At 40.6% G+C, this 13,043-nt stretch carries 16 protein-coding genes; 7 read left to right on the top strand and 9 right to left on the bottom strand.

All coding sequences use genetic code 11. The annotated features are described in order from the left end of the window. Positions 1–13 precede the first annotated feature (13 nt). Positions 14–667, bottom strand: coding sequence for a YneB family resolvase-like protein (locus B3M90_RS00410; RefSeq protein WP_035408704.1), 654 nt, complete (start codon positions 665–667; stop codon positions 14–16). A gap of 45 nt (positions 668–712) precedes the next feature. Next, entirely contained in the window at positions 713–1,000 is a 288-nt protein-coding gene (yneA, locus tag B3M90_RS00405) for a cell division suppressor protein YneA (protein WP_023467771.1), read from the bottom strand. 211 nt (positions 1,001–1,211) lie between these two features. Between yneA and lexA the strand changes: the two genes are divergently transcribed. The 5 genes from lexA to B3M90_RS00380 all read left to right on the top strand — a co-directional run bounded on the left by lexA (position 1,212) and on the right by B3M90_RS00380 (position 5,168). After that, positions 1,212–1,826 carry a transcriptional repressor LexA gene (gene lexA / locus B3M90_RS00400; RefSeq protein ID WP_023467770.1) on the top strand — a complete coding sequence of 205 codons (615 nt, stop codon included), beginning with the start codon at positions 1,212–1,214 and terminating at the stop codon, positions 1,824–1,826. 31 nt (positions 1,827–1,857) lie between these two features. Beyond that, positions 1,858–2,328: a metal-binding protein gene (locus B3M90_RS00395; protein WP_035408706.1), complete on the top strand. Its 471-nt coding sequence runs from the start codon at positions 1,858–1,860 to the stop codon at positions 2,326–2,328. Between the two features lie 186 nt (positions 2,329–2,514). After that, entirely contained in the window at positions 2,515–3,216 is a 702-nt protein-coding gene (locus B3M90_RS00390; protein ID WP_035408708.1) for an MIP/aquaporin family protein, read from the top strand. A gap of 43 nt (positions 3,217–3,259) precedes the next feature. Beyond that, the gene (gene glpK, locus B3M90_RS00385) at positions 3,260–4,762 is read left to right on the top strand and encodes a glycerol kinase GlpK (RefSeq protein WP_214855371.1); all 1,503 of its coding nucleotides are present in this window, start codon (positions 3,260–3,262) and stop codon (positions 4,760–4,762) included. A gap of 133 nt (positions 4,763–4,895) precedes the next feature. Further along, the gene (locus B3M90_RS00380; RefSeq protein WP_290755524.1) at positions 4,896–5,168 is read left to right on the top strand and encodes a hypothetical protein; all 273 of its coding nucleotides are present in this window, start codon (positions 4,896–4,898) and stop codon (positions 5,166–5,168) included. 87 nt (positions 5,169–5,255) lie between these two features. On the opposite strand, the gene dhaM is transcribed toward B3M90_RS00380, so the two are convergent. Genes dhaM through dhaK form a run of 3 tightly spaced genes read right to left on the bottom strand, consistent with a single transcriptional unit; the run spans position 5,256 to position 7,212 of the window. Next, complete coding sequence (gene dhaM, locus B3M90_RS00375; protein ID WP_035408716.1) at positions 5,256–5,624, bottom strand: dihydroxyacetone kinase phosphoryl donor subunit DhaM; 369 nt, start codon at positions 5,622–5,624, stop codon at positions 5,256–5,258. Beyond that, entirely contained in the window at positions 5,617–6,219 is a 603-nt protein-coding gene (dhaL, locus tag B3M90_RS00370; RefSeq protein ID WP_214855366.1) for a dihydroxyacetone kinase subunit DhaL, read from the bottom strand. Before dhaL ends, dhaM begins: the two co-directional genes overlap by 8 nt. 24 nt (positions 6,220–6,243) lie before the next feature. Next, a complete protein-coding gene (gene dhaK, locus B3M90_RS00365) occupies positions 6,244–7,212 on the bottom strand; it encodes a dihydroxyacetone kinase subunit DhaK (protein ID WP_290782059.1) in 969 nt (322 codons plus the stop codon). 154 nt (positions 7,213–7,366) lie between these two features. Between dhaK and B3M90_RS00360 the strand changes: the two genes are divergently transcribed. Then, positions 7,367–8,068 carry an AzlC family ABC transporter permease gene (locus B3M90_RS00360; RefSeq protein WP_290782057.1) on the top strand — a complete coding sequence of 234 codons (702 nt, stop codon included), beginning with the start codon at positions 7,367–7,369 and terminating at the stop codon, positions 8,066–8,068. Further along, the gene (locus B3M90_RS00355; protein ID WP_035408727.1) at positions 8,047–8,373 is read left to right on the top strand and encodes an AzlD domain-containing protein; all 327 of its coding nucleotides are present in this window, start codon (positions 8,047–8,049) and stop codon (positions 8,371–8,373) included. The genes B3M90_RS00360 and B3M90_RS00355 overlap by 22 nt, the downstream gene beginning before the upstream one ends. A 313-nt stretch (positions 8,374–8,686) precedes the next feature. Here B3M90_RS00355 and B3M90_RS00350 read toward each other — a convergent pair whose 3' ends face one another. The 4 genes from B3M90_RS00350 to B3M90_RS00335 all read right to left on the bottom strand — a co-directional run bounded on the left by B3M90_RS00350 (position 8,687) and on the right by B3M90_RS00335 (position 12,955). Next, positions 8,687–8,962: a GNAT family N-acetyltransferase gene (locus B3M90_RS00350; protein WP_290782055.1), complete on the bottom strand. Its 276-nt coding sequence runs from the start codon at positions 8,960–8,962 to the stop codon at positions 8,687–8,689. After that, positions 8,952–9,173 (bottom strand): (4Fe-4S)-binding protein, encoded by a 222-nt coding sequence (locus B3M90_RS00345; protein WP_290782053.1) that lies wholly within the window; start codon positions 9,171–9,173, stop codon positions 8,952–8,954. Before B3M90_RS00345 ends, B3M90_RS00350 begins: the two co-directional genes overlap by 11 nt. 97 nt (positions 9,174–9,270) lie before the next feature. Beyond that, on the bottom strand, positions 9,271–11,070 hold the full coding sequence (locus B3M90_RS00340) for a nuclease domain-containing protein (RefSeq protein WP_290782051.1): 1,800 nt from the start codon (positions 11,068–11,070) through the stop codon (positions 9,271–9,273). Next, positions 11,054–12,955 carry an McrB family protein gene (locus tag B3M90_RS00335; RefSeq protein WP_290782047.1) on the bottom strand — a complete coding sequence of 634 codons (1,902 nt, stop codon included), beginning with the start codon at positions 12,953–12,955 and terminating at the stop codon, positions 11,054–11,056. Before B3M90_RS00335 ends, B3M90_RS00340 begins: the two co-directional genes overlap by 17 nt. Positions 12,956–13,043: the final 88 nt, after the last annotated feature.

The following is a 13,043-nucleotide window of genomic DNA, read 5'->3' as shown; positions in this document are numbered from 1 at the left end:
GGTTACTTGCTTCTCATTCCGGGCTAGGTGTCAGTTCGCGGTATTCAAGATATCGACGATTGACCGTTGCTTTTGAAATATCATGCCCCATCCCCCGCAAGGTGATGGCGATATCAGAAAACGTCAATCCGAGTTCTCGAAGACGTACAATTTCTTCGATCGGTACGTCTTTTCGACTACGTCCTGCGTTCTCTCCTTGACGATTGAGATTTCGTTCCGGGCGAAAACCTTGTTCAACTGCTCGCCGCATGCCACGGGCGATTTTTGCATTATGCAGTTTACGTTGGTATTCTTCCACGAGTGAGACGATCTCAAGGACCATCGCTTCTGCATCCGCAAGTTGATATTCTCCATCTGAATCAAGCGTCATCAAGCGGACCCCATGTTTTTTGAATGTATGCAAAATAGCGATTTTTGCATTCCCTCGACCAATCCGTGTATCATCTGTCACCAGGACCGCATCTACCGTATCGCGTGTCACATAATCAAGAACTGTTAGCATCCCTTCCCGATCAACATCATATCCACTCTCTTTTTCAGAGACGATGTCCACGACATCAAATCCCTTTTGAGAAGCAACCTTCGAAAGCTCCATCCGTTGGCGTTCAATCGAACTATCTTGTGCTTCTTTTTCGGTCGATACTCGACAATAAATCACGACCTTCATCGTACCTCACATCCCTGTTCGTTCTTTCACAACTTTTCCATTTTGTCATTGTTGTGCGATTGGTACAACGATTTTGCTTTTTGAGATGACATGTTTTGTCTCAACATCATTATTTTTGATCAACCAGTTGACGTATTCCTCATCTGACATCGAACCGTCATTGTAGACTTCAGCAATTTGTTCGACTGTAGCGTTCTCATCGACCGTAACGGAAGCCGTCATCAATTGCGCTACTTTTTCATCTGGGCGTGGTGTGAGTAAAAAGATCACGAAGGCAATACTTAATGCATAGAAGAGAATAGAAAAAGCATGAGTACGAATCGTATGAATCATCATGAATCCCTCCAAATATGAAATGAATGAGTTAGAATAAACGTTCGCGGAACAATTGTTCGCATAACTCATAATAAACACAGAACCCGTGTTCGGTCAACACAAAATGTCGAACAATTGTTTGTACGCTCATTTGTTCTATGTTATAGTGAATTTAGAAACATATATTCTTACATTTCAAAATTCAATCCAGAAAGAGGTGGCAATTCGTATGCGGAAAATGTCTAAGCGCCAACAAGAGATTCTCGACTACATCGTCTCTGAAGTGAAACTGAAGGGGTATCCACCATCAGTTCGTGAAATCGGAGAAGCAGTCGGACTCGCGTCTAGCTCGACGGTACACGGTCATTTGGATCGACTCGAGAAACGGGGAATGATTCGCCGTGACCCGACGAAACCACGTGCGATTGAGATATTGCTTGATAAGCCTGAAGAAATCACGGAAGCCATCGTTCATGTTCCCGTCATCGGGAAAGTCACAGCTGGTCTTCCGATTACAGCGATTGAAAACATCGAAGAACAATTCCCGCTTCCTGCACATTATGTAGGAAACGAAACGGTCTTCATGTTGACGATCGATGGGGAATCAATGATTAACGCAGGTATTCTTGACGGCGATCGTGTCATCGTACGCCAACAAAACACAGCAGAAAACGGAGAAATCGTCGTAGCTATGACCGAAGATAGCGAAGCGACGGTGAAACGGTTCTTCTTAGAAGATCAACAGGTACGTCTACAACCAGAAAATGACTCGATGGATCCGATGTATTTCGATAATGTCTCCATTCTTGGTAAGGTAATCGGCGTGTATCGGACGATTCATTGACGGAGGGACCAGTTACGACTGGTCTTTTTTCATGCCTTCAGGAAATGTACATGATACCGTCAATACCGTCGCACTGACGGGTTACGTTGCGTATTCGGTCGCAACGCAACAAACCGATTGGTTACCGACTGCCATCGGTATCGCTGTCGGTACGCTTTGGTTGTCACCTGACCTCGATTTAAAGTCAGAACCGTATTATCGCTTTGGACCATTTCGAGTCCTGTGGATGCCTTATGTGAAGATCATGCCCCACCGCTCGATCTGGTCACACGGATTGATCATTGGGGATGTCATTCGACTCCTTTATAGTGCTGCACTTGTGATTCCCTTATTATTTCTCAGCTTGTATTTTCAAGTCATCGCGTCAGAGACCATCGATTCCTGGTTCGCTTCCCTACCCGCTTTTGTCATTGGTATCATGGTGGCGAGTACAATTCATATCCTACTAGATTATTCCAGTAGTTGGTTTCGACCTAAAAAAAGAAAAAAGCGTCGTCGTTAACACCTCTTTTGCTTGCTTGCAGGCAAGACGAGGTGTTTTACTATCCAATTTTTCGTATCTTTAAACATTAAAATAAAAAATTTCCATTCCTATATTTCAATTATATGTATTGAAAACGTTATCAAATCGGAGTAATTTAAAGTAGAAAGACCATTATTTGCTTTAATCCAAAGGGAGGGTTTTTGCATGAATAACTTTGTACTAGAAATGATCGGTACGATGATCCTCATTCTGCTCGGGGATGGTGTCGTCGCCGGTGTCGTCTTGAGAAAGACGAAGTCCGAAAACAGCGGATGGATTGTCATCACGTTCGCTTGGGGTCTTGCCGTCATGACAGGAGCATTCGTCGCTGCTGAGAGTGGAGCGCACTTGAACCCTGCTTTAACAATTGCACTTGCTTTAAACTCTGATTTACCGTGGGCAGACGTTCCTGTCTATATTGCCGGACAACTTGTCGGAGCTTTCATCGGCGCCATTCTCGTTTGGCTTCATTACATGAAACATTTTGAAGCGACTGATGATCAAGCTGCAAAACTCGGTGTGTTCGCAACAGGTCCAGCGATTCGCCATACGCCGTCGAACTTGATTTCTGAAATCATCGGGACATTCGTTCTCGTCTTCGGTATCTTGGCGCTCGGTTTAACGACATTCGGTGACGGCTTAAAACCACTTATCGTCGGTTTACTCGTCGTCGTCATCGGTCTATCACTTGGTGGTACAACAGGATATGCCATCAACCCGGCCCGTGACCTTGGACCGCGTATCGCACATGCTATCTTACCGATTCCGAATAAAGGGTCATCTGACTGGGGCTACTCATGGATTCCAGTTGTTGGTCCAATCATCGGCGGAGCGCTTGCCGTGTTCATCTATCAATTGATCTACTAAGATCACGTTTCACAAACACATACCGCTCAAGGGGGATTTCGAAATGGAAAACAAGTATATCCTAGCACTCGACCAAGGTACGACAAGCTCACGTGCGATCATCTTCGATCACGACGGGAAAATCGTCAACTCGGCACAACGGGAATTCAAGCAATACTTCCCGCAACCAGGCTGGGTCGAGCACGATGCAAACGAAATCTGGGGTTCGATTCTTGCTGTCATGGCTGAAGCACTCGGAACAGCAGATATCAAACCTGAGCAAATCGCCGGAATCGGAATCACGAACCAACGTGAAACGACAGTGGTCTGGAACAAAGAAACAGGCAAACCGGTTTATCACGCGCTCGTTTGGCAATCACGTCAAACGTCTGGTATCTGTGACGACTTAAAAGAACAAGGTTTGAATCAGAAGTTCCGTGATAAAACAGGACTTTTGATTGATGCCTACTTCTCTGGTACGAAAGTCAAATGGATTCTCGACAATGTCGAAGGCGCACGTGAGCAAGCAGAGAACGGTGAATTACTCTTCGGTACGATCGATACGTGGCTCGTTTGGAAACTGTCTGGTGGAAAAACGCATATCACGGATTACACGAACGCTTCACGAACATTGATGTACAACATCTATGAGCAAAAATGGGATGAAGAGTTGCTCGATATCCTCGGTGTTCCTGCATCAATGTTGCCAGAAGTTCGTCAATCGAGTGAAGTCTACGATAAAACAGTACCGTATCACTTCTTCGGTTACGAAGTGCCAATCGCTGGGATCGCTGGTGACCAACAAGCTGCACTCTTCGGTCAAACATGCTTCGAAGCGGGTGAAGGAAAGAACACATACGGAACAGGTTGTTTCATGCTCATGAATACGGGTGAGAAAGCCGTTTCTTCTGACCACGGACTCCTGACGACAATTGCTTGGGGCGTTGATGGAAAAGTCGAATATGCGCTTGAGGGTTCTATCTTCGTCGCCGGTTCTGCGATCCAGTGGCTCCGTGATGGACTCCGTATGTTGAAACACGCGAAAGATTCAGAAGGCTATGCAACGAAAGTCGATTCAACAGATGGTGTTTACGTCGTTCCTGCTTTTGTCGGTCTTGGTGCACCGTATTGGGATTCAGATGTTCGTGGGGCGATCTTCGGATTAACACGCGGAACAGATAAAGAGCACTTCGTTCGGGCAACGCTTGAATCACTCGCTTATCAAACACGCGACGTGTTGACAGCGATGGAACAAGATTCTGGAATCGAACTGAAAACACTTCGTGTCGACGGTGGTGCTGTAGCCAATAACTTCTTGATGCAGTTCCAATCGGACATCCTCGGCGTTCCTGTCGATCGTCCAGAAATCAACGAAACGACTGCACTCGGTGCAGCATATCTTGCTGGATTAGCCGTCGGTTACTGGAAAGATAAAGCGGAAATCAAACAACAATGGAAGCTCGATCATCAGTTTAAACCAGAGATGAAAGAAGACGATCGTGAACAACGCTATGCTGGATGGCAAAAAGCAGTGGAAGCGACAATGGTCTTTAAACCATCGAAATAAGTTAATTAATAACCCGATCCCTTTTACAGAGGGACCGGGTTTTTGATATCTTATAGAAAATATAGCGTGAAGTGCCTCATGAATACCATTTATTCTGATCAACAGCTAAAAGAATACATTCAGTTCGCGCTTGATGGCAACATCACGCATGAAGAACTGGCAGCTGGCAGATTGGTGTTACCGGTATATGATCAATGTCTACCATAATGATTATTATCATCTTGCAACTGACGGACGTGGAACTTATCCATTAAGTGAACAAGCGACTGAAGTAGCAAACGATATCGATGCACAATGGGATCTCTATCTTTATAACACGTATTCTTTGGATGCATTACAAACACTTGATTTAGCTACAGTTTGCTTACCTAGAGAGTGGTTAGAAGAGTGGCTCCGGTCGTTTTGATTCATGAGAGTCTCTACTAAGTTTTAATATGAATAGAAGTAATTGAAATAAATCCCCCTCGCCTATTCGCGATGGGGGATTTATTACTTATTTGCCAAACTCATTTTTTAATCCGTCTTCAATCTCATCGACGGATTTCGACTGTCCACTTAAAACAGCTGCTAGAAAAGCACCTTCGACGAGTGGTGCGTCGATAAAACGTACCGTCCGTTCGCCACTGTATAATTCAAGTGCTAATTCCGTGTTCATCGTCGCAGAACCGATATCCGTTAAGACGACTCCATCGTCGTCTAGTGTATTCAGTGTTTCTTCGATTCGTGTCGCGTCTGTTCCAATGCTACCATCTTCAAGACCGGCTGCTACTAAGACTGGCGTATCCGGTGCCATCTCTGCCAACAGTTCTTTCAGCCCAGCCGCGAGTTTTTCACTATGAGAAACGAGTACAAGATTAACCATGAAGCACCTCCGCGATTTCGCCGAGTAGCAAAGCACTCGATAAACTACCTGGGTCCTGGACGCCTTCCGTCGCTTCACCGAAGTAGGACGCGCGCCCTTTCGTTGCGATACGCGCTTTTGTATCAGCAAGTGCTTGATCGATTGCCGCTTTCAAGTCCCCTTCTTGCGAGAGCGCTTCTTGGAACGGTGTCCAGATATCGACCATCGTCTTTTGACCGAATTCTGACTTTCCGCGCGACTTGATCCCTTCCGTCGCTTCGCGGAAAGCGTCTGCAAGCTCTGCACCTTCGACTTCTGTTTTCCCTTTGAATGCACCGGCGAACTTAACGAATGCTGTCCCGTATAAAGGACCGGATGCCCCACCAATCGTTTTGATCAGCGTCATCCCGACTTCTTTGGATAAAGCTCCTAAATCCTCATATTCGCCGTGTTCTTCTAGCGTCTTCTGGACTGCTTGGAAGCCACGCGACATGTTAATCCCATGATCTCCATCACCAATTTCCCGGTCAAGGTCCGTCAATTCATCCTTATGCTGTTCGATCTGTTCCGCTGCTTTGAGGAGCGCGCTTTGCAACTGTTCCGTCGTCAACTTCATGTTTTTACACCCCGTTTATTTGAATTAGAATCCAATCGCTTTCGATTCTGCATCGAGATATCCGAGCAGTTCATCATCCACTGGTAAGAGCGTGATTGAGAACCCGTGCATCTCAAGCGATGTCATATAGTTTCCAACGAATGAGCGGGCAATCTCGTAACCATTCGCCTCAAGTTCTTCCGCGACATATTTATACGTGATGTACAGTTCAGATTCTGGTGTTCCGCCCATCCCATTCACCATGACAGCGACTTTTTTGTCTGGTACTTCTTTCGTCAAACGATCGAGCAACTCTTTGACGATCGCATCAACGGAAGCGACTGCTTTTCGTTCAAGTCCTTTTTCACCGTGGATCCCGATTCCGATCTCCATCTCGTCATCATGCAACTCAAAGCCTGGCTTGCCGCTCTCCGGCATGTAACATGGTGAGAGTGCCATTCCGATCGAACGAACGCCCTTGATGACTTTTTCCGCAACTGCTTTGACTTCACTTAGTGATTTTCCTTCTGCCGCTGCAGCACCGGCAATCTTATGGACGAAGACAGTTCCCGCGACCCCACGACGATCCTCTTCCTTTTTGATCGCGATGTCATCATTGACGACGACCGTATCGACTTCGATATCCTCGAGTTCAGCAAGTTCCTTCGCCATATCGAAGTTCATGACGTCACCTGAATAGTTCTTGACGACGAGTAGGACACCTTTTCCCCCATGAGCTGCCTTGATACCTTCAAGCACCATGTCGGGTGTCGGTGAAGTGAACACTTCCCCACAAACAGCCGCAGCAAGCATACCGTCCCCGACGAATCCAGCGTGTGCCGGTTCGTGACCGCTTCCCCCACCAGAGACAAGACCGACTTTTCCGTCCAGTGGTACTTTCCGCGCAACGACGTTAACACCTTCGACTTTTTTATACAAATCAGGGTGAGCAAGTACGAGCCCGTCGACCATGTCTGAAACGAACCGGTTTGAATCTTTCATTAATTTGTGCATGAAAAACGCTCCTTTACCTAACTGATTTTGCCGTACCACTTACTCTTTACCACCAAATCAAGTCGAGTATGTCGAAAAAAATGATGAAAATATTGACCAGTTGGTGACGATATACCGCACGAATGCTATGCTCTTAAAAAAGAGGAGGAATCAAATGTCATCAGCCTTTCAAGCAGGTGTCCGCGCCTGTCTACCCACCGTCCTTGGCTATATCGGCATCGGCTTCTCAGCCGGAATCGTCGGTCGTGCCTCCGGCTTATCCCCTATTGAAGTCGGATTCATGTCCGTCTTCATCTATGCCGGCGCCGCTCAATTCATCATCACGAGTCTCTTGCTATTAAATAGTCCTGCCTCTGCCATCATTCTGACGACATTCATCGTCAATCTCAGGCACTTGTTAATGAGTCTGACGCTCGCTCCGCACGTCGAGACACGCCACCTTCGTGATCGACTCGGTACCGGGACGTTACTGACGGATGAATCGTTCGCTGTCGCAATGAATACTGCGCAAAAAGGGAAGATCTCACCGTCCTTCATGCATGGCTTAAATCTGACCGCGTATCTTAGCTGGATTATCGCAACCGTTCTCGGTGCACTTGTCGGTAGCTGGTTTCCTGATCCCGAGCGCTTCGGTCTCGACTTTGCTCTGACGGCGATGTTCATCGGTTTATTGTACTTACAATTTGAAGGAGAACGTACCCGCATTGCCGTGAATAGTTGCCTCTTATTGATCGTCTTACTTTTGCTTTACATCACCATGCGCTACTTTTCTGCGGAAGTCGCCGTTCTTTGCGCGACACTCGGTGGCGCTAGTATAGGAGTCGTGATCACACGATGGAAATCCGCCCAGAATTAATCGGTCTCTTTTTAGCTTGTGGACTCGTCACTTGGATTCCACGTATCTTACCGTTTCTCGTCCTTCATGGACTGACGTTACCGCGCCTTGTAACGGAATGGCTCTCGTTCATTCCCGTCTGCCTGCTTGGCGCCCTCTTCTTTCAAAATTTACTTATCGCGCAAGACAACGCGTTCCCGACGATTTCGACGCTTCATGTCTTCGCCGCCCTACCGACGATGGCAGTCGCGATTTTCAGTAAAAGTCTTTCTTGGACGGTCATCACCGGTGTCGTCACGATGGCGTTTCTACGGATTTATCTGTAAGCAAGTTATTCATCTTTAACATATTTCGGTAAATATTTTATGTTATCCTTAAAATGGAAATACATAGATAGTGAAGGAGGTGCTGATGTGCCGAACAAGTGGCTAATACCCTTTTTAATTTTATCGTGCGCTAGTTTTCTACTTGTGAATCAAATGGATCTACCTTATATGCTAAAACAAGGACTGGTCGTGTTGTACATCATCGCCTATTTCGGTGCGATGGTTGTTTCTCGCAAAATGAAAGTCAGAGATCACAAACAATGACTCGAAAAAATCTCCTCTAGTCTTGAGAGACCGGAGGAGATTTTTATGATCACGTATTTGCTTGTACGTCCTGATAATCCGATTGATGTTCGAACTCTTTTTTCGCAAACGGACATAACGGCAGTAGCTTGACGTTTGCTTCCCGTGCCCAGTTGACGATCTCGGTAACAAGTTGTTCCCCAATCTGTTGGTTCCGGTGCGCGGGATCAACATACGTGTGATCGATGATCCACATGCCGTTGTTCGTATCGCTGTAAGTGATTTCTCCAATCACTTCACCTTCCTGATGGGCTTCGATTTTACGTTCTGCTCGTTTAAGCTCCATTTGTTTCTCTCCGTTCGTAAGATAAGGCGCCGCTCGGACAACCGTCGACGACCCGCATGACGTCTTCCACCGGTGCCCCGTCCTCTTCAATCCACGGACGTCGTTTGACATCAAAGACAGTTGGTAGACTTTGTACACAATGACCAGAGTGAATGCAGACTTCGGAATCAAAATAAACCGTGATTTCTTTACCTCCATATCCCTTCTTCATTCGAAACACCTCTTTGATTCAGACTTTAAATCAATAGTGCTCTTATAAAAGTTCTATTCATCTTCTAAAATAACCTCTTTACTAAATGAATGTTCTATCAGTTTAACAGGTAGTTCAATCGATTTATAAATTCATTATTTTTAGTTCCTGGTTTCAATGTAGCTATAGTGACTAGATGATTTTGATCAACTTCAATGTACTTATCTTTACTTATTTCTGTAGGACATAGTGCAATTACTTCATCTACAACATGTGTATTTTTTGTATCAACTTTAATTATCATATTCGCATACATTTTTAGTTGATTAACAACTTTATTATCTTGATAAGAGTTCTTATTCCATATATTTTTTGAAGGACTGTACTTTGAATCAAGAACAATTGTTTTTTTAAACTCCCCTTGAGTATAAATGTCTATTCTAAAGTCCGGTTTATTTCTATTGGATCTAGTCCAATACGGCGAATTTTCTTTTTTCGCTTTTTCAGGAGTAGTTCCTATTGAAGAATTAAAAATGAATACTAATTTAACTTCGTTTTTAATAAATTCTATTGATGTATTATCCGGAATAGCGGGAATGTTTATAGAATTATTGTTATTTGAGCTACTATAAATCCACCCATTTATTGGTTTAAAATTCAATTCTATTAAGCATTCTATAATCTTAATGAAGCACCAATACTCATATAGTTCTTCTGAAGACTTCCAACTATACTCAAATAAATCTTTAATGCTATCGTTCAAGTTATTACCAATTATATTATATAGTTTATGGAATGTATTATAACCAGGACTTTTAATAAATTGTTGTGAAACGATTTTCTTATTACTTTTTTGAATTTTTCCTAAGAATGAATTATTTGAAAAACCACTTAAGTTTTTTTCGAGTTGCTTTGAAGAGTGTTCTAATTCTTCTAATTTTATTAGTTGTTTTTCTTTATGCATAATTTTAGATCTATCACCTTGATTGGATGATTTGCTATATCTCTTTAAAATCACTATTTCTGACAATAAATGACTTTTTAAAATATGAATATCCTGATTTGATTTCTTTAAAATTTCAATTAGTTTAGAAACTACTTTTTTTAGGTACATATTAACGTTATTGAAATAAGAGTCCTTGTAAAAGTACGAATAGACTTGGGTGTCCGAGTACGACCTTAAACTAAATAAAGAAGAATTATTTTTCATTTGATTCATTTTTATTGATGTAAGATCAATTTTTTCTCCTTTATTTATCGAACTTAATTTGTAATTTTTTTCTAAAATAGAATATGGATTTTTAGAAATTACTTTTATGGCATTTCTAATAACTGAATTATGATTTACTAATAAAAACGCATAATCAATGTACGTAGGGTCCATCCCATCTATGCCTCTAAAAAAGTCAGGAGTATTTTTTTTTCTAATCCAATCTCGCGCAAGACCATTAGCATGTGTTTCAATTTCATGAATCATTTTCTGATGTTCTTCAACATCTAAGTTTTTTGGTTTCACGAGAATTTGACTATAATAATTAATCCCATCAACTACAGCCTTTATTTTGTACACACCAGGAATCAATGGAACTCCTACATCATTATGAAAATGTCTATGAATAACTGCTTCATTATTTGGAATAATATACTCAAATCCATTTTCATCAGTTTCCATACTTCGATTTTCATCATTTAAAAATTCAAAACAACTCATATATAGCTTTGCATTCTCTGTTTTATTTGAAGAAAAGCGTACTACCAAATTATCGTATTCATTAATATTTAGATCTTCTATAAAATTCATTTTTGGATCATCCGAATATTTTTTAACGAAATTTTCTTTTACTATTTTGTTAGGAGTACTAGAATGATAGGTAATAAATGATACCTTAAATGAAAGAGAGTCAGTATGTATAACCATACAAACTTAGCTCCCTAATCTTATTTTTTATATTTGAAACCGTTACTTTAAAACTGTTATTTTCATCAAATATATTAAGCAATCCATTCTTATCATCTAATAAAATCCCTTCTAATTCTTCAGCTGTACCTCTTATTTTCGGAATAATCTTTTGAGAAATTTGCAAATCAAATGCTTCTTCCCTACTTAAACTACTATTCGGTAAGTTTAGCATATATGAATTAATATGATCTAAAACCCTAAAACCAATCCCTTTTGAAAAATCTGTTTTAGTTAATGTGTTATTGATTTGATTTAAGGTTTCAATTTCAAGTATATTAAGAGCTATTTCTTTATTGTTATTCGACCAATTATCAAAATGATATAAATCCACAACCGTTTTTTCAAATCTATTATCCTTGATAGATTTCGTATCAATATTTTGTTTAATACTATTAGCCCAATTATTTATATGATTAGTAGGAGTATTGAATTCAATAAAATTACTCCGATCTAGCACTTTATCAGATAATGTTTGTGTAGTTTCATCTACATTAATTGTACCTACAAACAGAACATTAGAATGGATTGTTATCTCATGAGGATACTGTTCTCCATTAATTACTCTTCCCACTAATTTTTTACTATATAGAGACAATTTCCGCTCATTTCCGTACAACTCTAATACGCTAAGGAATTGCGAGAAATAATGCTCTACCTTAGCTAAATTCATTTCATCAAAACAAACCATAAAAATTTTATCTTTATTATCCTTTGCCTCAATCAAAATATCTATTAATCCTGTTTCTGAAGGCCTATATATATTATTAATAGTATCTAAGTAACCGATTAAATCAGAATCATCTTTCCAATTAGGTTTTACTGGTACCATTTTAAATTGATTATTATCTTTATTAGTTAAACCTAAAGATTCTGCATAGTTAAGGACTAACTGGGACTTCCCAGTACCTGATGCTCCCCCCAAAATTACTAATCTTCTTGTCTTTAATGCAGTATGAAAATTTATTACCTGTTTTTCTTCAAAAACAAGTTTTTTTTGCTTTAGATTTTCGAGTAATTGAAATATAAATTCACTTTCTTCAAATTCTTCATACGTTTCTTCACTAATTTCTTTTAATTTAATTGTTTTATCTAATCGAACAATTTCACCATTCTTCAAAAGACCTTCTTCTAAAATTATTTCTCGGAAAAATTCAAAGTCCATATAAATAGCGTGATCTTCTATGATGCTGTAATCCTTGTAAAATTCAAAATCTATTGCAACTTTTTTTATCACATCGTTAGGTGAAACATGCCATCCATCATTTAGCTTTTCAAAATCATTGAATTCTCCGTAAAGATAATCACCTGATACTAAACATGAAGTAGTAATTTTCTCTAAATAGTCATAGTTTCCAATAGACTTCGACTCTAATAATCTCTTTTCAAACGAATATCGATTATAATCATTGTAAATTGGAATCGTAACAAGGCTTCCTACACTATTATCAGATATACCTTCTGGTCTTTTTATAATTCTTAAATTACTTTTTTTAGAAATCTTTATTTGTTTATCACCATATTTATTTTCTTCTATGTAAGGTTTAAAAATAAATAACTTATCAGCAGCAAACTCACGAAATGCAATTTCCTTATCATATAAAGGTGTATCCTTCATCAATGTTTCCCATTCTTCATTTTTTAATATGTCATCATACCCAGCAACAAATTTATTTTTAAATATTTTTTGATAATCACTAGGTATATCATCCTCATTTAATACCTCAAGAAAAAATTGTAAATTAGTAAAATCATTTACATTTCTGATTACAGAAAAATTTCGATTATGTTCTTTGAACCTGGCTTCATTTGCTAGTGAACCTATTAAAAAGACATCTAATTCCATACTGTTCTTCCCCTTAGAAAAATAATGTATTTACAATAAAAAAATTAAACTTTTACAATTTTATTCTATAAGAAAAAACAAAAAAAGT

This window comes from Exiguobacterium sp. UBA6309 (genome assembly GCF_002439205.1).
GTDB lineage: Bacteria > Bacillota > Bacilli > Exiguobacteriales > Exiguobacteriaceae > Exiguobacterium_A.
The sequence above is the reverse complement of the archived record's forward strand: the minus strand, read 5'-3'. Positions and strand labels throughout refer to the sequence as shown.